20 protein-coding genes are annotated in these 22150 nt (G+C 60.7%); 7 read left to right on the top strand and 13 right to left on the bottom strand.

Going from position 1 to position 22150, the window contains the following annotated elements:
• Positions 1 to 22 precede the first annotated feature (22 nt).
• Positions 23 to 706: a phosphonate C-P lyase system protein PhnL gene (gene phnL, locus ACRZ95_RS06065; protein WP_170676752.1), complete on the top strand. Its 684-nt coding sequence runs from the start codon at positions 23 to 25 to the stop codon at positions 704 to 706.
• Positions 703 to 1251, top strand: a complete 549-nt coding sequence (gene phnN / locus ACRZ95_RS06070) for a phosphonate metabolism protein/1,5-bisphosphokinase (PRPP-forming) PhnN (protein ID WP_170676754.1) — start codon at positions 703 to 705, stop codon at positions 1249 to 1251. The genes phnL and phnN overlap by 4 nt, the downstream gene beginning before the upstream one ends.
• On the opposite strand, the gene ACRZ95_RS06075 is transcribed toward phnN, so the two are convergent.
• Positions 1233 to 1916 (bottom strand): DUF1045 domain-containing protein, encoded by a 684-nt coding sequence (locus ACRZ95_RS06075; protein ID WP_170676756.1) that lies wholly within the window; start codon positions 1914 to 1916, stop codon positions 1233 to 1235. The two genes, phnN and ACRZ95_RS06075, sit on opposite strands and share 19 nt — an antisense overlap.
• Positions 1917 to 1969: 53 nt before the next feature.
• Here ACRZ95_RS06075 and ACRZ95_RS06080 point away from each other — a divergent pair, with 53 nt between their 5' ends.
• Positions 1970 to 3112, top strand: coding sequence for an alpha-D-ribose 1-methylphosphonate 5-triphosphate diphosphatase (locus ACRZ95_RS06080; RefSeq protein WP_170676759.1), 1143 nt, complete (start codon positions 1970 to 1972; stop codon positions 3110 to 3112).
• On the opposite strand, the gene ACRZ95_RS06085 is transcribed toward ACRZ95_RS06080, so the two are convergent.
• From ACRZ95_RS06085 to ACRZ95_RS06115, 7 genes are read right to left on the bottom strand one after another with little or no spacing between them, the layout of a single operon-like run.
• Entirely contained in the window at positions 3113 to 3589 is a 477-nt protein-coding gene (locus ACRZ95_RS06085; RefSeq protein ID WP_170377542.1) for a class I SAM-dependent methyltransferase, read from the bottom strand.
• The gene (locus ACRZ95_RS06090; protein ID WP_170676761.1) at positions 3586 to 4356 is read right to left on the bottom strand and encodes a polysaccharide deacetylase family protein; all 771 of its coding nucleotides are present in this window, start codon (positions 4354 to 4356) and stop codon (positions 3586 to 3588) included. Before ACRZ95_RS06090 ends, ACRZ95_RS06085 begins: the two co-directional genes overlap by 4 nt.
• Positions 4353 to 5495: a glycosyltransferase gene (locus ACRZ95_RS06095; RefSeq protein ID WP_170676763.1), complete on the bottom strand. Its 1143-nt coding sequence runs from the start codon at positions 5493 to 5495 to the stop codon at positions 4353 to 4355. The genes ACRZ95_RS06090 and ACRZ95_RS06095 overlap by 4 nt, the downstream gene beginning before the upstream one ends.
• Entirely contained in the window at positions 5492 to 6076 is a 585-nt protein-coding gene (locus tag ACRZ95_RS06100; RefSeq protein ID WP_170676765.1) for a histidine phosphatase family protein, read from the bottom strand. The genes ACRZ95_RS06095 and ACRZ95_RS06100 overlap by 4 nt, the downstream gene beginning before the upstream one ends.
• Positions 6073 to 7149 (bottom strand): glycosyltransferase family 4 protein, encoded by a 1077-nt coding sequence (locus tag ACRZ95_RS06105; RefSeq protein ID WP_170676767.1) that lies wholly within the window; start codon positions 7147 to 7149, stop codon positions 6073 to 6075. The genes ACRZ95_RS06100 and ACRZ95_RS06105 overlap by 4 nt, the downstream gene beginning before the upstream one ends.
• On the bottom strand, positions 7149 to 8396 hold the full coding sequence (locus ACRZ95_RS06110; protein ID WP_170676769.1) for a glycosyltransferase: 1248 nt from the start codon (positions 8394 to 8396) through the stop codon (positions 7149 to 7151). Before ACRZ95_RS06110 ends, ACRZ95_RS06105 begins: the two co-directional genes overlap by 1 nt.
• Positions 8393 to 9607 (bottom strand): glycosyltransferase, encoded by a 1215-nt coding sequence (locus ACRZ95_RS06115; RefSeq protein ID WP_170676771.1) that lies wholly within the window; start codon positions 9605 to 9607, stop codon positions 8393 to 8395. The genes ACRZ95_RS06110 and ACRZ95_RS06115 overlap by 4 nt, the downstream gene beginning before the upstream one ends.
• A gap of 272 nt (positions 9608 to 9879) precedes the next feature.
• Here ACRZ95_RS06115 and ACRZ95_RS06120 point away from each other — a divergent pair, with 272 nt between their 5' ends.
• Entirely contained in the window at positions 9880 to 12237 is a 2358-nt protein-coding gene (locus ACRZ95_RS06120; protein ID WP_170677275.1) for a mechanosensitive ion channel family protein, read from the top strand.
• A 55-nt stretch (positions 12238 to 12292) separates the two neighbouring features.
• Here the strand turns inward: ACRZ95_RS06120 and ACRZ95_RS06125 are convergent, their stop codons facing one another.
• The 5 genes from ACRZ95_RS06125 to ACRZ95_RS06145 are packed head-to-tail and all read right to left on the bottom strand — an operon-like array spanning position 12293 to position 19502.
• Entirely contained in the window at positions 12293 to 13636 is a 1344-nt protein-coding gene (locus tag ACRZ95_RS06125; protein ID WP_170676773.1) for a CoA transferase, read from the bottom strand.
• Complete coding sequence (locus ACRZ95_RS06130) at positions 13633 to 14787, bottom strand: ABC transporter permease (RefSeq protein WP_170676775.1); 1155 nt, start codon at positions 14785 to 14787, stop codon at positions 13633 to 13635. Before ACRZ95_RS06130 ends, ACRZ95_RS06125 begins: the two co-directional genes overlap by 4 nt.
• Entirely contained in the window at positions 14784 to 15812 is a 1029-nt protein-coding gene (locus ACRZ95_RS06135; RefSeq protein ID WP_170676777.1) for an ABC transporter permease, read from the bottom strand. The genes ACRZ95_RS06130 and ACRZ95_RS06135 overlap by 4 nt, the downstream gene beginning before the upstream one ends.
• A 14-nt stretch (positions 15813 to 15826) precedes the next feature.
• Positions 15827 to 17737, bottom strand: a complete 1911-nt coding sequence (locus ACRZ95_RS06140) for an ABC transporter substrate-binding protein (RefSeq protein WP_170676778.1) — start codon at positions 17735 to 17737, stop codon at positions 15827 to 15829.
• The gene (locus tag ACRZ95_RS06145; RefSeq protein ID WP_170676780.1) at positions 17730 to 19502 is read right to left on the bottom strand and encodes an ABC transporter ATP-binding protein; all 1773 of its coding nucleotides are present in this window, start codon (positions 19500 to 19502) and stop codon (positions 17730 to 17732) included. The genes ACRZ95_RS06140 and ACRZ95_RS06145 overlap by 8 nt, the downstream gene beginning before the upstream one ends.
• 231 nt (positions 19503 to 19733) lie before the next feature.
• Here ACRZ95_RS06145 and ACRZ95_RS06150 point away from each other — a divergent pair, with 231 nt between their 5' ends.
• Genes ACRZ95_RS06150 through ACRZ95_RS06160 form a run of 3 tightly spaced genes read left to right on the top strand, consistent with a single transcriptional unit; the run spans position 19734 to position 22083 of the window.
• Complete coding sequence (locus ACRZ95_RS06150; protein ID WP_170676782.1) at positions 19734 to 20231, top strand: class I SAM-dependent methyltransferase; 498 nt, start codon at positions 19734 to 19736, stop codon at positions 20229 to 20231.
• Positions 20232 to 20284: 53 nt separating this feature from the next.
• A complete protein-coding gene (locus tag ACRZ95_RS06155) occupies positions 20285 to 21433 on the top strand; it encodes an acetate/propionate family kinase (protein WP_170676784.1) in 1149 nt (382 codons plus the stop codon).
• A 20-nt stretch (positions 21434 to 21453) separates the two neighbouring features.
• Positions 21454 to 22083, top strand: coding sequence for a glutathione S-transferase (locus ACRZ95_RS06160; RefSeq protein ID WP_170676785.1), 630 nt, complete (start codon positions 21454 to 21456; stop codon positions 22081 to 22083).
• Positions 22084 to 22150: the final 67 nt, after the last annotated feature.

Here is a 22150-nt window from a genome sequence, read left to right on the forward strand (position 1 = left end):
GAATTTGGGAAAAGATGAAGCAATGATTGAGCTTACAGACGTCAGCAAGAGCTTTACCCTGCACAATCAGGGCAGCGCGGTCATTCCTGTGATGGAGGGTGCCTCGCTGAAGGTCGGCCCCGGTGAATGCGTTGCACTGACCGGGGCCTCGGGCGCGGGCAAATCCACCTTGATGCGGGTGATCTATGGAAACTACCTCGCGGCCTCTGGAACAGTGCTGGTCGGCGGGTTGGACGTGGCCAACGCCCAACCGCGCGAGATTCTGGCGCTGCGGCGTGAGACGCTGGGCTATGTCAGTCAGTTCCTGCGGGTTGTCCCTCGAGTCCCGACGCTTGAGGTCGTGGCTGAGCCTCTATTGGCGTTGAGCTGTGACCGGCAAGTCGCTTTGGACAAGGCGGCGGGGTTGCTGGCGCGGTTGAACATTCCCGAACGGCTTTGGTCGCTCAGCCCGACCACGTTTTCGGGCGGTGAGCAGCAGCGCGTGAACATCGCGCGCGGTTTTGCGCATGACTACCCGGCGATGCTGTTGGACGAACCGACGGCCAGCCTGGACGCGCAGAACCGTGAAACGGTTCTGTCGCTGATCGAAGAGGCCAAGGTCCGCGGGGCCGCAATTGTTGGGATTTTCCACGACGTCGAGGCGCGCGAGCGTGTCTGCGACCGTTCGGTAGATGTCTCGGAATTCACGCCCGGACAGGCGGCATGAGCCTTGCGCCCGTCATAGCGGTTGTTGGCCCGTCAGGTGTGGGCAAGGACAGCGTCATGGCTGCACTAGAGGCCCGCGCGTCGGGGGTTCAGCGCCTGCGTCGCGTTATCACGCGGCCCGAGGGGGAAGAGGGCGAGGATTTCGACCGGGTCTCGGTCGAAGTGTTTGAGCAGATGGTGCTGGATGGTGCCTTCTCGATGCACTGGCAGGCGCATGGGCTGCATTACGGTGTGCCGGTGCAGATCGCGAAACAGCGCACGAAATGTCAGGCTCTTCTGGTCAATTTCTCTCGCGCGGTTCTGCTGCAAGCGCAGGAGGTGTTCGGAAACCTCATCGTGATTTCGCTGACCGCCGATGCGAAGGTTCTGGAACAACGCCTTGCAGCGCGGGGGCGCGAAACCACAGAAGAACAGGCCAAGCGCCTTGGACGCGCCAAAGCGCCGCTGCCCGAAGGGTTGCGCCGGGTGATCGAGATCGACAACTCGGGCGCGTTGGACGATACGGTCAGCGCGATCCTTGCGCGGCTTCAGCCGGAAAGGGCGTAGCGATGGATCAGGTGAAAACGTCCATCCTCGGCCTCGCCCATCAGGGCCAGATCCTCGATCCGGAAGGGCGCGGGCAGCTTTGGGGCCAGATGCGCGTTCAAAGCCGCTTCGACCTCCGCCAGCACAGGTTTTGCCAGTTTGCCGCTCAGCGTGATGTGGAAGCGGAAGGCCTCCAACACGTAAGGGTAGCCCCATCGCACCAAATTGACGTCCTGTTCCGGGGTCAGGTTTGCCGCGCGGCGGCGGGCCAGTTCGGCCTCGGACGCAGGCGCGCGGAACGCGTCAAGCTCTTGCACACAGGCCGCGGCGAGGGCGTTCAGGGCATGGGTTTCTCCGACCGGGCGCAAGGCCAAAAACCGGCCCAGTCGCGCGATCTCAAGCCCGTCCAGCGAGACCGGCGCGTGGCGCGCGGCCAGCGTGGCGCTGGCCTCGAAGAGCGCCTCAACCGTCTGCCCATTGCGCAGCCGGAACGGAGGTTTCATCGTCGCGTGCAACCCGTATTTGCGCGGCACCTCGGTGACGGATGCAACGTCGATACTATCCACGGCGGGATGCGCCACCGACGCCCCGGCTTCCATGTCCCAGCCCAGCCAGCTGGTTGCAAATTGCGTCCACTCTGCATCGGCAGGGGGGGCATAGTAGATCGCGTATCGCGTGAATGTCACATTGGCCTCCTATTGCGTGGCCCGTTCAATAGCTCAAACTGTGTGAAGTTCAGATGACAGAAGAAATGATCCTTGCCAATGCCACGCTCGTTCTGCCGGACGAAACCGTAACGGGGAGTGTTCGGGTCGTAGGAGAAAGCATTGCGGATATCGACGCAGGCGCCTCGGTCCCTGCAGGGGCGGTCGATTGCGAAGGCGACTATATCAGCCCGGGTCTGGTCGAGCTGCACACGGACAACCTTGAGCGTCACATCCAGCCGCGCCCGAAGGTCGACTGGCCCCACGCCGCCGCGATCCTCGCCCATGATGCCGAGCTGGCAAGCACCGGGATCACCACCGTGTTTGATGCGATGCGGATCGGATCCATCCCCTCAGGCTCGGCCCGGTACCTGAAATACGCGCGCGGGCTGTCGCAGGAGCTCTGGGACCTGCGTGAACAGGATGCGCTGAAGATCAGCCACTTCCTACATCTCAGAGCCGAGGTGTGCTCTGAAACACTGGTCGAGGAGTTGGACGAGTTCGGCCCCGAGGACCGCGTTGGTCTTGTCTCGATCATGGATCACACGCCGGGTCAGAGGCAGTTTCGCGATATCTCGAAGCTTGAGGCCTATATGAAGGGCAAATACGCCATGGACGATGATACGTTCATGCAACACGTCGCCCATCTGAAAGGGCTGCGCGATCGCAACGGCGAGAAGCATGAGGTCGAGACCGTCAAGGCCGCCAACCGCTTTGGTGCGGTTTTGGCCAGCCACGATGATACGACGGAAGAGCAGGTTCAGGTCTCCGCAGGCCACGGTATTCGTCTGGCCGAGTTCCCGACTACGGTCGAAGCTGCTCGAGCCTGCCACACGCACGAGATCAAGGTGATGATGGGGGCGCCTAACATCATCCGGGGCGGGTCGCATTCGGGCAATGTCGCCGCGCAGGAGCTGGCGGAGCTGGGCCATTTGGACATCATCTCGTCTGATTACGTGCCCTCGGCGCTGCTGCTGTCGGCTGTGCGGCTGGGACAGATGTGGGACGACATTGCCCGTGGGCTGAGGACTGTGACCCAGACCCCGGCACAGGCCGTGGGGCTAGACGACCGAGGCGTGTTGCGCACCGGCGCCCGCGCGGATCTGATCCGGTTTCGCATGCGGGCAGGTGTTCCCGCCCTGAATGCGGTCTGGTCGCGTGGGCGGCGCGTCGCCTGATCACGCCATGTAGAACAGGTAGCGGTCCGGAGCGATGGTTTCGGGCCCCTCGATCTGATCGAACCCGACCAGAGGCTGGCCCGAGATCAGCAATCCTCCGGGCTGCATCACCTGCGCGATCAAAGGGCTGAGGCGCGCCGCCTCGGCCACGTCATCCGCCTTGATCCCTCGGCCGAAATCATAATGCGCCATCGCCATCTTGTGCCCTGCGCTGGCAAGCTTTTGCAGCATCGGTTCGGCCTCACCTTGCAGGAAATCCTGTTCCGGCGGAGTGCTGTCGGGATGGCATTGCAGAACGCGATCCATCACCCAGATGCGGCGCTCGGGCAGGATTTCACGCAGATGGTCATAGGTGCGCCCATTGCCGAGCCCCATATCCAGAACATCACCTTTCTGATCAGCGATCTTCGCAGCGGCCCAGTTCAGCCCGTCGCGTTGCGCGGTCAGGCGGCGCAGCATGGAATCCAGTCGGCTCATTCGGGGTCTCCGTTTCCGTGTCTGGGGGCGGTCCAGAGGGTCGCCGGCCCGTCCAGCATGTGTTTCAGCAAAGCTTCGGTAAAGGCCCAGATGTCTTGATCATGGACCAGATGATGGGTCAATACGCCAAGCGGTTCGCTGTTGTCGGCGTGCCCTTCCCGGCGGTCACGCAGCAGCGCGGTGGTTTTCTGGATCAGCGCGTCAGGATCCACCAAGCTCCGGCTGCCGCGCCAATCGATCGGGTCGATATGGGTGTTCACCTGCTCCAGCCCCGGCGCGGCCTGCGCTGATGTCCGAGGGGTCGCGGTCGAGAGGATTTCATACCCGAGATCGGGCAGGCGCGCGCCAATCTCGGGCGCGATACGGTTCCACGGCGGGACGAACATGGGACGCAAACTATCCGGAAACAGAGACCGCAGGCGCGTCATACCGGCCTCGGCGTCCTGCAAGATCGTCTCCATGGGACGGTGCAGCCGGAATTCGGATTTCTTTTCCTCTGGCGGAGCGTGGTTTTCATGCGCCCAGCCGTGGACAACGGGTATCAGGTACGGCCGTTGCGCCATGTAAGTCGCCAGTTCGCTCGTTACGTCACGCGGGATGATCGCCAGGTGAACCGAAATCCCAAGCCGTTCGGACAAATCGGAGAGTTGGTCCAGCTGAGGGGTCGGAGCAATCGCATCGTCGTCCCGCCACCACAGCGGAAAAGACAGCCCTTGGTCGCGCCAAATGGCCAGTTCTTCGTCCAATATGTGCCAATTTGCCATCATCTGCGCGCGTCCCAGAGCCTCTGAACGATCTCAACGCTGCGCTGCGCTCCGTCGAAGCCAAAGCCCTGCGTCGAACGGGGTACGTCAGAAATCACTCGCTCCAGCGCCTCGGAAAGACGGGTCGCGTCAAGGTCCTTGCTGGGAAGAACCTCCATCGCCGAAAGTGCAGAGAGGCTTTGCCCTCGCAGGCTTTGTTCCACTTCATTGCCGTCATCAAAGGGCACCATCACCGCCGGAGTCCCCGATTGCAGCAGGTCCATCGCGGTGTTGTAGCCGCACATGCTCACCGATGCCGCCGCATGAGGGAGCATTTGCCGAAAATCCGGGCGCACGGGTTCGATGACAACAGGCGCGCCTTTGGCCAGCTGGGACAGTTCGGAAATACGCGCTTCGGCATCACGCCCGCCCACCAACAGGCGCCAGCGCCTGTTGGGCATCTTTCGGGCGGCCTCGATGGCCGCGCGAAAGATCGGCTGCCCTACCGATCCACCGCCCGCGCTGACCAGAACCTCTCCCTCCCCAACACCGTCCGGATGGGGCTGCGGCGCAACCGGCGCGACAAAGCCGGTATAGTGCAAATACCCGGCCAGCCGGTCTGAGACGGGCCAGCTGACAGTCAGCGGCGTGATACGTTCATCCGCGTGAACCAGAACACCGTGATAAAACGCGTCAATAATCTCATCGGCCCGTTCGGCCTTGGAGGGTTTGGACGGTGGTGCCAGAATATCGCGGATTGAGCTGAGGATGACGGGGCGGTGAAGCAGTGCCCGCGCGGCGGTCAGTGCAGCCTCGAATTCATCCGCCAATACGCGTCGGCCAAAGGGGAAAAGCTCGGTGATCAACACGTCCGGCTGTAACGAACGGACGGCCTCAACCAACGCCACGGTCCGCGCGTTGCGATAGGTTTCATCAGCCTCTTCGCCGTCCTCACCCAACAGCCGGGTAAAGTTGGTCCCATCCGAGCGCAGCGGCGGCAGGCCAAACAGCGTCAGGCCCGTGCTGTCGAGTTGCGGCGCAGGCATGCCACCAGACACCACCATCACTTCATGGCCTGCACCCGAAAAGGCACGTCCCAGCGTCAAGGCTCGGCTCAGGTGCCCGGTTCCCAACAGGTGGGTAACGACAAGCATCACTTTCATGTCGTGGCCTCGCGCTTGATCAGGCGGGTTGGTTCTGCTTCGGGCGTCATCGTTTCCATGTCGATGACATAGAGCCTGTTGCGCTTGATTTTAAAAGGGACAGGGCCTTCAAAATCCCATCCCCAGGCCCGCGCCAGAATGACCCGCATGATGCCGATGTGGCACACAGCAAGCGCGTCTTGCCGGAGTTCTGCCAGCCAAGGCGCGAGACGATCTGCAACCTCAGCCGGGCTTTCGCCATTTGGCGGGCGGTAGTCCCAACCCCAGTCTTCGATATGTCGGTAGCCGCTGGACGGGTCTGCAATCAGGTCTACACCGCGCAAGCCTTCCCAATCACCCCAGTTCATCTCGATCAGCGTGTCGCTGGTCATCGGGGCGCGGCCCGAGACGATCTGCGCCGTCTCAAACGCGCGCTGCAACGGACTGGCCCAGATCTGAGCCTGCTCCCAAGAGGTGGGCAGGGCGTATCCGGACAGTTCAGCCCGCGCCTCGGGGTCGAGCGCAATATCACTGCGCCCCTGAATCTGTCCGGCGCGGTTCCACGGCGTATGACCGTGTCGCAGCAAGGCCAGTCTGGTCATGCCGAATCCTCCAACAAGGGGCGGATGGTCTGCCAGAACCGACGCGTTGCACCGGGCATCAGGTGGCGATCTGCCACGTATTTGCGGGCTTCACTCCCAAGGCGTTCCCGCTCTTCGCCGTTCTGCAACAGGGTCTGCATGCGCTGGGCCAGTCCTTGCGCCCCTTGATCGACACTGGGGTAGTCCGAAGGCGAAAGAACGTCGCGCACGCCGGGGCGGTCTTGCGCGACCACAGGCAGGCCTGTGGCCTGAGCCTCAAGATAGATCATGCCGTAGGCTTCGTTGACGCCGGGCCAGACCAGAAACCCAGAGTTCTGATAGAGGTGGCCTAGGCTCTCTTGGTCCAGTTGGCCCAGTAACGTGACCTTTTCACCGAACTGGGCCATGAGTGCTTCAACTGCGCCTCGAGCCGGTCCGTCGCCTGCGATCTGCAACTGCCAATCGCCAGTGAGATAAGTCAGAGCTTCGGCCAGCAGCTGATAGGAGGCCAGCTTGTCCCCGTGCCGCATCATGCCGACGGCCAGCATTGGACCTTCGGCAGCGGCCTGAGGTGGCAAATCCCTGATCGGCAGAAACGGTGGCAACTCGACCAGAGCCTGAGCGTCAAAGCGGTCGCGCTCCAACGTGATCAGGTCATTTGCGGTGTGATAGAAAATCACGTTGGCCGCATCGCAGGCCTCATGAGCGGATTGCGCGAACCCGACCCAAGGCCCCTTCAGGCGGCTGCTGGCCCGTGTGCTTTCTATTTGAACATAGGGGATTTGCCGCGCCGCGCAGACCTGAGGGCCAATCAGGTCCGGGGCTTTGTAGTAGTTGTGGTAGGTCACCCAAGTCGACGTGTCTTGCGGCAACGCGGCGATCAGGCGTTGCGTTTCGGCTTCGGCCGCCGCGCGCAAAGCGCGCTGTTTGGCGCTATCTCCGTGCTTGTCGTAGATCCGCAGCTCGGAGACGAGATCTACTTGGTCTCCTTCGGCGGCAATGGCGGTGATCAGGTTGCGCGCCATCTCGCGGTCGCCCGAAGGGGTCGGGCTGTGTGGGGACTTCATGGGGGCGTAAAACGCCACGCGAGTCATCAGACCGTTTCCAGGCACAAAGCGTTCAGCCGATCCGAAAGCCGCGCGATGCCGGGGTCCATCCGGAACTCGGCCAGCAAACGGTCATAGGCGGCCCGGGCCATTTTGGCGGTGGCTTCGGGATGGCTCGCCAGTGCTAGCACCGCGTCGGCCAGCGCCTTTGGGTCGTCATCCGACAGGATGCCGTGTGTGCCTGAGGAGATGAACTCAGGAATAGCGGACACCGGCGTCGACAGAATCGGCAGGAGTTGCGAGGCGGCCTCCATCAACACATTCGGCAACCCGTCCCGATCGCCATCCTCGGCAATGCGGCTGGGGAGGACGAAGAGATCGGCAGCGCGCATGGCCTCGATCACTTCAGGCTGATCGCAGGCGCCTTTCCAACTGATCCGGTCGGCAATGCCGGCTGCCGTGACGCGGTCGCGCAGGACGTCCCCCAAAGCGCCGCCGCCGATATGGGTCCAATGCCAGTCCAGCGTCTCGGGCAGCAAGGCCAAGGCATTAATCAGCCGATCGAAGCCCTTTTTCTCGACCAGGCGCCCGACCGAGATCATGTGAAACGGCCCGTCTGCTGTTCGTAGTTTCCGGTCCGGCGGGCTTGGGAAACGTGCTAGGTCCAACCCGTGGTAAATCAGGTCAACGCGTGTGGGGTCATCCGCCAGCTCCCGCAAATGGGCGGCCCCTATAGCGGTGCAGGTGGCGCCAAAGGCGGCCCCATGGGTCGCCGCTTGCAGTTTCTCGCGCTTTTCCCACTCGGGCGAAGTCCAGATATCCTTGGCGTGGGCCGAAAAGCTCCACGGTACACCGCGCATGATGGCGGCATAGCGCGCCACCGATGAGGGCGTGTGCATGAAATGGGCATAGAGCGCCTGCGTCGCTTCCGGTAGCTCAGCCGCCAAAACGCAGGCCTGTCCGAAGCGGCGAATGCGGTTGTGGGTCGGGTCGCGGCGTAGGTCTTGCCGCCACACGCGGTAGGCCTCGGCATAGCCGGGCAGGCGTTGGGCGATGGCCCGTGCGGCCCAGACGCGCTGTGGTTCCTGATAGAGGTATTCGGGCAGATAGTGCACCTGCCCCTTGAACCTGTCATGCAGGGGATGGCGCTTGGTGTCGGTCGGATGGCGCAGCGACCAGATGTCAAACTGATGCCCGGCCTCCTGCAAGGCGACCAGTTCCTGAGCGATAAACGTCTCGGACAGGCGCGGCCATCCTTTGACCAGCACCGCGAGTTTCGGGTCTTGGGATGTCATCCGGTCGCTCGTTCCTGTTCCCGGCGCAGCAGCGCATCGATGCGACCTGTTACATAGTCCAGCCCGTCCAGCAAGCCGTCGCTGATCGCCTGCGAGGGCAGGGGCTGTCGCGGCAATTCGCGGATGGCGCGGATCATCGCGTCGGTCGTCAAGCCGTCGCGGTGTTCGTCCAGCATCCGGACAAGGCCAAGGTTTTCAGCGCGCGAGGCGCGTATCCATTGTTCCAATCGAGGCGTGGTGCGGGGTACGATGACGGCGCGTTTGTCGAAGGACAGGACTTCGCAGAAGGTGTTGTAGCCCCCCATGCAGACGACGCCCGCCGCCCCGGCAAAAAGCGTTTCGATCTGGGATTCAAATCCAACGGCTGTCACGCGCCCGTTCAGCGCGGCCACGCGGGTTTCAAATTCATCGCGTGACTCGCCCGACAGGAAGGGTCCATAAACCAGCACCGCGCGGGGCGACAGGGTCGGGTCCTGTTCGTAGGCCGAGAGGACCAGGTTGACCATCGCCTTTCCATCGCCGCCGCCACCGGGCGTGATCAGGATATAGGGCTGTTCCGGGGGCTCTCCGACCGGGCCGAGATCGCGGCGCAGATAGCCGGTCCAGTGTAGGCGTGATCGGGCCGCTGCGCTGAGGGGCAGACCCTCGGTCGGGTCGTAGATCGAATGCAACCCGTAGACCCAGATCTCATGATAGAACCGCTCGGTCGCAGCGATCGCATCCTTGCGGTCCCATTCGGCGGCCAGAACCTCAGGCTCGTCCAGAACATCGCGCAGGCCCAGAACCAGCTTGGTGTCGCAGGACTGTTCGAGGAATTCCAGCGTTGGCAGCAACTCGCCGCGAAAGCCCGTGGGTTCCTTGTCGACGATCAGGACGTCGGGATCGAATTGCTGAACGGCTGTCTTGATCAGGCTCGAGCGCAGCTCGGTCACCTCATCAATGCCCATGCCAATCGTGCGGGCCGCGTAAGATCCGTCCGAGCGTTTGGTAACCCCCGGCAGGCGCACATGGTCGACGCGGCGGGGAAAGGTGAAACGCCCGGCCACAGGCGATCCAGTCAGGATCAGGGCGGATGCGCTTGGGTCGGCTTCTGTCATCGCCGCAGCCAACGCGCGCGAACGGCGCAAGTGGCCCAACCCAAAGGTATCGTGGCTGTAAAATAGCAGGCGCGGCGCGCGGTCCGGATTGTCTTGTTTTTTGCCTAGGCTCATAGGGTCGCCCGTCTTATTGGTCTGGGTACTACATCCGCGCGTATGCAAGCGTTACCGTATATCCTTATGCTGCGCTTGCCAAAGGGGAAATCGCCCGCCTGCAAATGTGCCAAACATGGCGATTTGGCAACAGGATATTGAGGATATGGGTTCAATTTGCACCAGTCGTCGCCGTTTCGTTCAAAGCGCGAAAACAGGCGGCGGGAGGATTTGAACAGGTCCAACAGGTTCTGTACGGTGTGCGCCAGTGAAGAAATTGGATGCAAGACCCTATGAAACCGAACTTTCTGGCCGCGACGCTTTTGGCATTTTGGGCTCTGTTGTTGGCGTTTCCAGCCAGTGTGGCGGCGCAGACCTCGCTGATACCGGGCTATAGTTCAGGCTCCGCTACAGAAGAGACTGCAACCAACGACAGTGATCTCGCCGACGCGATCCGCACCGCCACCGAGGCTGGTGCCAGTGTCATCGTCATCGATAGTTCGGGCAATCTGGTCTCCACCGCGGGTGAGCAGCCCGAAGCGGAATCGGCTGTGGCTGACCCCATGGCGGAGGCCTCGCAACTGATGCGGACACAGGCGCGATTCACCAAGTTCCGTGAATCGGTCCAATCACGCCTTGAGGCACTGCCCTATTCGGTGTTCGAAGTGGAGTATATCCTGCGTCAGACCAGCCCGGATGGTCGTATCCAGACTTATGTCGAGGTTCTGGGCTGGAACATCCTCTTCCTACTATTGGGGCGGTGGCTCTCAACCGAGATCTATGGCAAACGGATCGCCAAGCGCTGGGTCGTGGCGCGGATCAAGGAGAACCCGCAGGGCTATCGCGAGAAGATGCCGTTTCTCGTGTACCGCTTCGTGATGGGAATCGGCGGCACGATCTTTGCCATGTTGATGGCATTGATCGTGGGCTATCTTTTCTTTGGCGAGGCCGAAGATATCTCGATCCAGTTTACCGTGACCGCGATCTTCACGGCCTTTTTCCTGTCGCGCACGATCTCGGACCTGTGGCGAATGGTGCTGTCACCTTACCTGAGCCAGTATCGCCTGCCGCCCTTTTCCGACCGCCACGCCAAGCGGCTGTATATTTGGGCATCGGCGGTGGCGACCTATGACGTTTCGGTCGTTCTATTTTCGACCTGGGTGGCGGATTTCGGTCTGAACTACAACGTCTACGCTTTGGTCTATGGGTGCCTGACCCTGTTTGGGGCCTTCTTGAATATTCTGATGATCCTGTTCAATGCCGGGGCCATTTCAAACGCGATCCGGGGCGGGCGGGCACCGTCTCAAGTTTCGTGGATTCTGCGCTTCATCTCATTTGCTTGGGCTCCGGTGTTGATCCTGTACATTGTGTTCAGCTGGTCGAAGCTGGCCGTGGATCTGGTGCTTGAGAATGAAAACTCGGTCCCGATTGTTGCCAGCAGCTATGCGATCTTCATGTCGGTTGTCGTGGCCTATGGCGCGATGAACTACCTGCTGGAGCGCTATTTCGATCGCAACCGCAAGATCGAACAGATCAACGCCGAGGCAGAGATTGAGGCAGAGGCACCCTCGCCCGAGGCGGTACAACGCAAGCACGCCATTCTGACCTATGAGGACCTAGCCCGCCGGGTGGCTGGCATTCTGGCCTTTGTCGTGGGCAGCTACGCGCTGGTGGTGATCTGGAACCCTGACGCCAGCTGGAGCGAGGATCTGCCGATCGGGCGCGCGCTGGACGTGATGGTGATCCTGTTCATCGGTTACATCCTGTTCAATTTTTTCCGCATCTGGATCGACAGCAAAATCGCCGAGGAATCCGATGACGGCTCCGAGGCCGAGTTGGGCGATGAAGGCGGCGAAGGCGGTCAGAGCCGCTTGGCCACCTTGCTGCCCTTGTTCCGCGGGGCGATTCTGGCAGTCGTTGTCGTGACGATTGTGCTGATTGTTTTGATGGAGCTGGGCATCAACGTCAGCCCCCTGTTCGCTGGTGCTGGTGTGGTGGGTTTGGCCGTCGGGTTCGGGTCGCAAACCTTGGTGCGCGATATCTTTTCGGGCGCGTTCTTTCTGTTGGATGATGCGTTCCGCAAAGGGGAATATATCGACATTGGGGATGTGAAGGGAACGGTCGAGAAAATCTCGGTCCGCTCGTTCCAACTGCGCCACCATCTGGGGGCGCTGAACACTATCCCCTTTGGGGAGATCAAGGTTCTGACCAACTATTCGCGTGACTGGGTGATCATGAAGCTGCCTCTGCGCGTGACTTATGACACGGATGTTGAGAAGGTGCGGAAACTGATCAAGAAACTGGGTCAGGAGTTGCTGAGCGATCCGGTTATCGGAGACAACTTCATCCAGCCCCTGAAGTCTCAGGGCGTGATCGAGATGCAGGATTCGGCGATGATCATCCGGGTCAAATTCATGACCAAGCCGGGCGATCAGTGGCTGGTGCGCAAGAAGGTGTATCAGGATATCCGAGAACTGTTCGCCCGCGAAGGCATCAAGTTTGCGCATCGTGAGGTAACCGTTCGTCTGGCTGATGGCAAAGAGGCCGAAGACCTGACCCCGAAACAGCGCGAGGCGGTGACTGGCGCGGTGCAGGCCGCGATTGATGAGGATTACCTGGACGATATCGGGCCGGGCGGCGACGACCGCTAGACGGTTCTCCCGCCCCTTTGGGCCGGGCCGCGCGTGCCGCGCGGCGGTTGGCGCGTCAGGGCCAGGTTGGCTCGGATGTGCCCAGTTGTGGGGCGGGCAGGTCCCACCTCATCACCGTCTGACCAATGGTCAGTGCGGGTTTTAGCCGGTGGCCAGGGCCCCATCCGGACTGTTCGGTTTCTTCGCCATAGTCGGATTGGTTGGCCGTGATCGCGTCTTGCCCTGTATCGGTTTTGCCAAGAATGGCTAGCAACTCGGCGGTGCGCGCCAAAGATAGATGGGCGTGCATGATTGAATTTCCCGAGGCTGCCTCGGCGAGTGCAGAAAGGACTGCGGCCGCTATCAGGTATCCGGTCGCATGGTCCAGAGCCTGAACTGGCAGCGGGGTGGGTTTGTCGGCATTTGCCCATTCCATCCCGGCATAGGCAATACCTGCGCTCATCTGAACCAGGCTGTCGAACCCTCTGCGTGTGGCCCAGGGGCCCTGCCAGCCATAGGCGTCCAGAGTGACCTCGACCCGGTTGGGGGCCAGTTCGTCACGCTTTGCTTTGCCAAGCCCCAGGGCGTCAAGCGCGCCGGGGCGGTACCCGTGGATGAATACATCTGCTTGTGACAACAGGTCTTGCAGGTGGGTCAGGCCCTCGGTCGACTTCAGGTCCAGATAGGCGCAGCGTTTGCCCAGCGAGATGTCGGGAATAACGCCCGGCTCATCCCAGCCCGGAGGGTCGACGCGCAGCACAACCGCGCCGAATCCGGCCAATGTGCGGGTTGAGACGGGACCCGCCAGAACGCGGGTCAGGTCTAGGACGCGCAAGCCGGCAAGCGGGCGGTCGGCTGTTGCAGCCTGGCGATCTCGCAGAGTGATCCGACGTGGGTTCTGCCAACTGATCAGTGGATCACGGCTAACGGCGCGGCCTTGGGGGTGTTCCAACCATTCGGCGCGGCTGCGCATGGCGGCTGCGACGCCGCCCTCGGCTACAACAGCGCTTTCCAGGTCAGCGATAGCCCAGCTACGCAGGGCCTGTGAGACCGCGTCGCGGTCTGCTTCGGTACCCAATACCCTTAGGGCGGCAGCGCGGTGGTGGGGCAAGTTGGTGTGCAGCCTGATCCAGCCGTCAGACGCGCGATAGTCGCCTGCGATGGCGTCCCAAAGGCTGGGCATCTCCCAGCCATCGGGTTTGAAGGAATAGCGATACCAGAGCGAAGCGAGGCGGTGATCCACCGTGACCTCTGGCGCGGTTGGTGACAGGTTTGCGGCGGCCATGTATCTGGCCATCTCCCGACCGACCGCGGCGAAACTGGCGGTCGCCAGTTCGGAGACAGCAAAGGCGCTGGGCAAGGTTCCCTCGCCGGTGGTGCGATAGCTGTCGGCCGACGGAAGAGAGGACAGCAGGCTCATTGCTGATATGGGTCCAGACTGTCGCGCAACCCGTCGCCGAGGAAGTTGAAGGCCAGAACGACGACGATGATGGGCAGCATCGGAATGGCCGTCCACGGGTAGATCTCGATCGAGGCGAGGTTCTGCGCGTCGTTCAGCATCACGCCCCAACTCACCGCAGGCGCACGTAGGCCGAGGCCGAGGAAGGACAGCGCGGTTTCACCCAGGATCATCGCGGGAATCGACAGGGTGGCCGACGCGATCAGGTGTGACATGAAGTTCGGTAGCAGGTGCTTTCGGATCACCCGCCCTGAGCTTGCGCCCATCATCTCAGCCGCGCGGACGTATTCTTCCTCTCTCAGGGATAGGAATTTGGCGCGGACGGAACGGGCGAGGCCGGGCCAGTCGAGAATGCCGAGGATGATCGAGATGATGAAGAAAACCGCGACGGGGCTCCAATTCGAGGGCACCGCGGCGGACAAGGCGAGCCAGAGCGGCAGTTCGGGTAGGGATCGCAGGACTTCGATCACACGGTTAATTGTCCAGTCGATGCGCCCTCCGAAATACCCGGCCATCGAGCCGAAGAGGATACCAAGGAAGAACGACACTGAAATGCCGATCAGACCCACGGTCAGCGATAGCTGCGCGCCATAAAGGATGCGGCTGAAGATATCGCGGCCCAGCCGGTCCGAGCCCCATAGGAACAGCGTCGCGCCATCAGGGGCACAGAACAGATGCCTGTCAGAAGGGATGAACCCTGCCAAGCGATACTCCGACCCTTCACAGAAGAACTTGATCGGACGAGGATCCTCGGTGTCTGGAATGAACTTCCACTGGAAGGTCTCAAGATCCGCTTCAGCTGTGATGGGGTAGACATAGGGCCCGATGAACTCGCCCTCGTGGAACCAGTTGATCGACTGGGGCGGGGCGTAGAGGTGCTCTCCGTTCCGGTCATTGGGGCCATAGGGGGCGATGAAGCCTGCAAAGGGCAGCATCAGGTAGCACAGCAGCAGAAAGACGCCCGAAATCAGGCCCAACTTGTGCGTGCGGAATTTGCGCCAGACCAGAACCCAGTTCGGGGCGTCCAGATCGGCGCGCTCGAGTTGCTGGACCGAGGCCTGCGGGTCGAACGGAGCGTCATCAACATAGCGATCATCGGGGCGTTGGGTCATGCGTCTCGCCCCTCATACCGAATGCGCGGGTCGAGTATGACCAGCAGGATGTCCGAGATCATGGTGCCGATCAGGGTCAGCAGGGCCACGAACATCAGGATGAACGCCGACAGGAACTGGTCTTGCGTCTTCAGCGCTGTCAGCAGGGTCGGGCCAATGGTTTGCAGGCCCAACACGACCGATACCAGAACCGAGCCGGACACCATTGAGGGCAACAGGTTCCCGATGTCGGCGACGAACGGGTTGAAGGCCACACGCAACGGATATTTGGTCAGCATCCGCGATGGGGCCATGCCCTTGGCAACGGCTGTCTCAACATAGGGCTTGCCCAGCTCGTCCAGCATGTTCGCGCGCAGACGCTGCATCATGGCCGACGCGCCCGAGGTGCCGATGACGAAGGTCGGCACGATCAGGTGGACAAGGATGGATTTCAACTTGTCCCAACTCATCGGTTCGCCTTCGAATTTGGGGTCCATCAAGCCGCCGATGGGCAGGTTGAAATACTGATGTCCGTAGTAGAACAGGATCAGTGCCAGCAAAAAGTTCGGCGTGGCCAGACCCAAATAGCCGACAAAGGCCGAGGTATAGTCGATCCACGTGCGCGACCGCGCGGCGGCGATCACACCCAAGGGCAGGGCGACAGCGTAGACGAACAGGATCGCGGCAAGATTGACCACAACCGTCAGCCAAAGCGTATCGCCCACGATGTCTGAGACGGGGCGGTCGAACTCAAAAGACCAGCCGTAATTGCCTTGCAGCAGACCTTCGAAGCCGTGGGGGCCGGGCCAGAAGCCCATCCAGATCAGGTATTGCTCCCACATGGGACGATCCAAGGCGTACTCGGCCCGCAGAAATTCGGCCTTGGCAACGCCGGCGGACTGGCCTGAGGCCTGAAGCTCGGCGATCTGATTGCTCAGATAGTCGCCGGGCGGCAGGTTGATGATGACAAATATCAGAACCGAGACCACCAACAGTGTCAGCAGCATCGTGAAGAAGCGATAGACCGCATACCGCAGCATGATCATTTAGCTGCTCCTGCTCAGTCGACCAAAAAGAACTCATCCGGGCGATGGACGCCGAAATGCGCGCCGGGTTCCCACGCCCACATGGCCTGCTCGGGGACATTGCGCAAACGGTTCGAGACGACAATGGGCTGCGGTGCGCCATTCAAAATGCCGATCGCGTATAGCTGGTCAGCGTGGATTTCCAACATCTCGGTCCAGACGGCAGCGCGCTGCTCATCCGTTGTGGCGGTCTCCCAGTCATGGACCAAAGTCATCAAGCGCTCAGCCTCGGGCATGTCGGGGGCCTCACCCACTTCGCCGCCGGTCTGATAGTACTGTCCCCATTTTGGCCAGGCGAGAAACACCTGATCCGTCGGGGCAAGATAGGCAGGCGAGGTGTGGATTTGGGGCAGCCCGTCATCCCAGCCGAACCAGACCGAAGCCATCGTGTTGCCTGCAAAAACCCGGTTGCGCAGGATATCGCGATCCAGCGGGCGCATAACCAGATCGACGCCAATCTCGCGCCATGTGTCGGTGACGATCTGCAGGGCGTTTTCGACCTCCTGCCGCTCACCAGCGGTTTCGATGATTAACTCCATCGGGCGCCCGTCGGGCAGCAGCCTAATGCCGTTCTTGTCGCGCTCGTTCAGCCCAGCCTCGTCCAGCAGTGCGTTCGCCAGATCGGGATCATACTGGGCCCAGGCCTGGGCGTTTTCTTCGCTGTAGAAGGGGGAGGCCGGCAGAACCGCCATCGCGCCCGGTTTTGCCAGTTTGAAATAAAGCGCCTGGTTGATCGTCTTGCGATCAATCCCCAAAGACAGGGCGCGGCGCACGCGCACGTCTCGCATTACGTCCCGCCAAACCTCATCCGCGTAGTTCAGGTTCGGATAGATCGCGATTTGCGAGGCCACTCCGGTTTTCCAAAGCAATGTCTTATAGTTGCCAACCGCCTCACCCTTTTTCAGGATCGAGGCATCTCGGAACGCCAGACCACGCCCCTGCAGGTCGGTCTCACCCGCATTGGTCTTTGCGGCCACCAGTCCCGGTGCCACAATCTCCATCTCGACCACGTCGATATAGGGCAGTTGCACCCCTTTGGAGTCGATACGGTGGTAGTACGGATTGCGGACGAAGTTGTGGCGGATTTTCTTGCCCGAGCTTGCATTCAGCCAGGGCTGAAGCGTGGGCAGCTTGTGGTTGTCGAACTTGTAGAGGTTGTCCAGCTTGTTGTGCAGGGCCGCCCAGCTTTTGACGCGGGCATCATCGACCTGCGCGGCCAGATCCTCAGGATCAACATAGTTTTCGTGATATTGTTTCAGAAAAGCCGACGGGCGGTAAATGAAGGGCGGGCGGGCCTGTGCCAGCGTTTGCAGGAAATCTGGGTTCGGATCATCCCATTCGTAGATCACTGTCGTCTCATCCGGGAAAGAGACGGTCGGGGCCTTGCCCTCGACGATCAGAAAATCAGGTGGTCCGGAGGGGCTGAGCAATTCGTTATTGGCGACATCTTCCCACCAATACCGGAAATCTTCCGACGTAAACGGCGAGCCATCCGACCATTTGTGCCCTTCGCGCAAGTGCAGAGTGAACTTGCGGTTCCCGTCATTGTCGAACGAAGCCAAAATGTCGGGTACGATATTGTAATCACCGTCAAAACCAACCAACCGGGCGTAACCGTAGACGACCATCTGCCGGATATCCTTGGACCGGGTTACCATGGTCCGCATTGTGCCGCCGGGGGTGCCGAATTCACGCCCCTTCGCGGCCAGATCCACCACCAGAGGGTCTTTGGGTAGGCGTTCCGAAACCGGGGGCAGATCGCCCGCATTCACCTCAGCCGACCAAAAGCTGCTCTCTTGCGGAACCGGCACATCGGCCAGTGCAGGCAGCGTCCAGCCAAAGGCCAGAGTGGCGGCCAGGATCAGAGGGCGAGTGGTCTTAAACATGGCAACGTACCTTATGGCCCGGTTCCAATTCCACCAGCGAAGGTATCACGGTGTCCGAGAAACGAAAGGCCTCATCCCAACTGTCCGGCGCGCCGGCACCCAGAGAGACCATTTGCAGGTCAATCGGGCGGTTAATGTCGGGTTCTGGTTGAGCGGCAATCAACGCCTTTGTGTAAGGATGGCGCGGATTGTAGAAGAGTGTTTCGGGCGGGGCTTGTTCGACAATCAGCCCCCGACGCATAACGGCAACTTCGTCAGCGATACGGGCCACGACCGCAAGGTCGTGAGAGATGAAGAAATAGGACAGGTTCAGGCTGTCCTGCAGGTTTTCCAAGAGTGTCAGGATTTGTTCCTGAACCGACACATCCAGCGCCGAGGTCGGCTCGTCACAGACGATCAACTGCGGGTCCAGCATCATGGCGCGGGCGATGGACAGGCGCTGTCTCTGCCCACCGGAAAACGCATGCGGATAGCGCTTCAGCATATCCGAGTTCAGCCCCACGCGTTGCAGCATCTCGGCCGCTTTGTCGCGTTGTTCCGAGACGGAACCGATACGGTGTATTTCCAGCGGCTCGGTCATTGCATCCTGAATACGCATCCGTGGACTGAGTGAGCTGTAGGGATCCTGAAACACCATCTGCGCCTTGCGTTGAAACGCGGTGCGTTGGGCGCGGGTCATATGGTGGACCGGGATGGGGTCTTCGCCTTGGGCGGTGCAGAACAGAACCTCTCCGCCAGGATCGGGCAGTTCGGCGCCAAGGGCAATCCGGGCGGCGGTGGTCTTGCCAGAGCCGCTTTCGCCGACAATCGCCAGTGTCTTGCCACGTGCAAGTTTCAGGTCGACGCTGCGACAGGCATGGATCTGTTTGTCTGCCTGCCAGCCCTTGCTGGAGCGCATCGTATAGGTCTTGGAGACCCCTTTCATATGCAGGATCAGGTCCTCGTCCGGCATCGGAATGCCTACGGCGTCCTGATCCGGAATGGCTGGGGCCGCATCGAACAACTGCTTAGTATAGGGATGCGCCGGCGCGGTCAGGATGGGGGCGGCGGGGCCTGCCTCCATCACGCGACCTTTGTGCATGACGACGACCTGCTCGGCCATATTCGCAACTACGCCCAGATCGTGCGTGACAAGGATCAGCGCCATCCCGGTTTCGCGCTGAAGTTCCTTGATCAGGCCCAAAACCTGAGCCTGCGTTGTCACATCCAGCGCAGTAGTAGGCTCGTCTGCAATCAGCAGCTCTGGCTTGGAGACCATCGCCATGGCGATCATAGCGCGCTGGCGCATACCTCCCGACAGCTCGAACGGATAAGAGTCATAAGCCCGCTGAGGGTCTGGAAAGCCCACGCGTTCAAACTGGGTCAGGACTTCCTTACGGGCTTGCGCCTCGGACGCGCCGCGATGCAGCCAGAGGACCTCGCTGACCTGATTGCCGATCTTGTGCAGTGGCGACAAAGATCGCATCGGCTCCTGAAAGATCATCGAGACGCGGTTGCCGCGAATGCTGCGCATCTCCCGCTCGTTGATTTGCGTCAGGTCGGCCTGGCCCTTGGAATCATTCAGAATAATCGAGCCGCTGCGAATCTGCGCCACGCGGGGCAGGATGCGCAACACGGCCCGGCAGGAGATTGTTTTGCCCGAACCCGACTCACCCACCAATGCTAGTGTCTGTCCGGCCTCCACGTCGAAATTCACGTCTCGCACAACTGAATCCGCCGTGCCGAAACCGATGCTGAGATCTCTGACAGACAACAACGCAGTCATTCGGGTTTTCCACCCGTTTGGCCGTAGATGAGCATCGGCTTTTTATTCTCCCCGTTTTTTGACTTACTGTCGCGCGGTTTCACCCGACTCGTCAAACCCGTTCTTAGGCTGAAATGTCGCGGGAATGTGAAACTTTCGCCTCTACAACTACACAAACAGTTGAGTTTTTGCCATCAAGTTCGTGACCAGCACCATTTAAGCTGGCGATGAGTATCAAAGAGAGAATCCCCTGTGTCCGAAAACCAAAGCCGACTGGATCTGTTTATTGACCGCATGGTGTCGCAGCGCGCCTGCCTTGATTTTGCAATCGCGCAGACAAAAGGCATGTCCGGGCCGGTGTTCGAACTGGGCCTGGGTAACGGTCGAACCTACCACCACATGATCCAGTACATTCAGAATCGCCCGGTTTTCGTGTTTGAACGCGCGGTGGCTTCACATCCCGACTCTACCCCGCCCGAGGGTCGGGTGATTTTGGGCGATGTGCGGGACACTCTGCCAGCCTCGGTGGACCGGTTCGGCGCGACGGCCAGCCTGATTCATGCGGATCTGGGTGGGCACAACCGCGAAAAGAACGACGCCTTCGCGCGGTTTGTTTCGCCTTTGATTGAACCGCTTCTGGCGCCGGGTGGCCTGATGGTTTCCAGTGATCGAATGTATTTCAATGCGCTGACTGAATTGCCCTTGCCCGAGGGCGCGGTCGAGGGCCGCTGTTTTATCTACCGGCGGTGACGCCTTAGGCGCGTCCGGGTCCACGAAAAGGCTAAGCAAACCGGAGGAACATAATGCAGGCCATCCTGACGCTGAACGCGGGAAGTTCGACCATCAAATTCGGAGTTTACCGCGCCGACGCTGAACCCGAATTGCTGTGGCACGGGCAGGTGGACAATCTGGGGCCGGTCGCCCAATTGCAAATCAACGGCGACGGGTTTCATGAGACACGTGAGATCGGGCCTGCTGACCACGTGGCCGGGGTCGCGGCGATCTTGCAGAACATCGAGCCTTTGCTTCAATCGGATCTAATCGTCGGTGTAGGCCACCGCATTGTCCACGGCGGACAAACCTTCGAAGGGCCAACGGTTCTGGATGATCACGTGCTGGCCCAACTTGAAACGCTCTCGTCACTGGCCCCGTTGCATCAGCCCCACAATCTGGCGGCCGTCCGCGCTGCACGAACGGCTTTCCCGGGTGCGCAACAGATTGGGTGTTTTGACACCTCCTTTCACGTCGGCCATCCGTTTGTAAACGATGCCTTTGCCATTCCGCGCCGCTTTTATGAGAAAGGCGTTCGGCGCTATGGGTTCCACGGCCTGTCCTACGACTACATTACCGGCAAGATGGCTGAGGATTTCCCGGATCTGGCAGCAGGCCGGGTGGTTATCGCGCATCTGGGCAACGGGGCCTCGATGTGCGCTGTGGCCAACGGAAAGAGTATCGGCTCAACCATGGGTTTTTCCGCGCTTGATGGGCTGCCTATGGGGACCCGTTGCGGTCAGCTTGATCCCGGCGTGTTGCTCTATCTGATGGAGCAAGGTCACTCTGCCGAGGCGATCACGCATATCCTCTACAAGAAAAGTGGCCTGCTAGGCCTTAGCGGGATCAGCCACGATATGCGCACATTGCTTGAAAGCGATGATCCCCACGCGCGTGAGGCGATAGACTATTATGTCTTCCGGATCAGGCGGGAACTGGGTGCGATGGCGGCTATTCTTGGAGGTGTTGATGCGGTGGTGTTCTGCGGCGGCATTGGTGAGAACGCTGCGCCTATTCGCCAGAGCGTGCTGGATGGGATGGGATTTCTCAACATCCATCTGGACGCCGAGATCAACGTCCAAAACGCGACGGTGATTTCAGATGGCGGTATACCCGTGCTCGTGATCCCAACCGACGAAGAACGGGTGATCGCGCGGGCGGTCGCCAAGGCTTTGAGCTAAACACGACAGAGGGAAAACGGATGATCTTTTACGACTGCGCCACTGCTCCGAATCCGCGCCGCGCGCGTATGTTCATTGCCGAAAAAGGCTTGGAGATCGAAACCCGGCAAATCTCGATCGCGGAGGGAGAGCAGTTGAGCGATGCTTTTCGCGCAGTTAACCCTCGGGCCACGATCCCTGTGCTGGTGACCGATGAAGGCACGGTTCTGACCGAGAACCTTGGGATTGCTGCGTATCTTGAGGCGCAGAGCCCGGAACCCCCATTGATGGGCAAGACGCCGGATGAAAAGGGCCGTGTTCTGATGTGGAACGCAATCGCTGAGCAGCAAGGCGGCATGCCCATTGCCGAGGCTCTGCGCAACGGCCATCCTGCTTTCAAGGATCGTCCTATTCCGGGACCAGAGAACTATCCTCAGATCCCCGAGCTTGCGCAACGGGGTCGCGACAGGGTGGCGGCGTTTTTCGATTTGCTCGAGGACCATTTGCAAGACAGTCCGTTTTTAGCGGGCCAGGATTTTTCCTTCGCCGATATCACCGGGTTCGTCTTTGTCGATTTCGCCCGAGTGATCAAAATGCGTATCCCGGAAGCAAGTACCGCGACTCAAGCCTGGTTCGACACGATCAAATCCCGGCCCAGCGCCAGCCTTTAACAGGCACCTGAATTGGCCGAAACAAGCTTGCGCTCGACACTGTACAGAAATGTCTAGACAGAAGTGA

It is taken from the genome of Ruegeria sp. AI3, assembly GCF_056541245.1.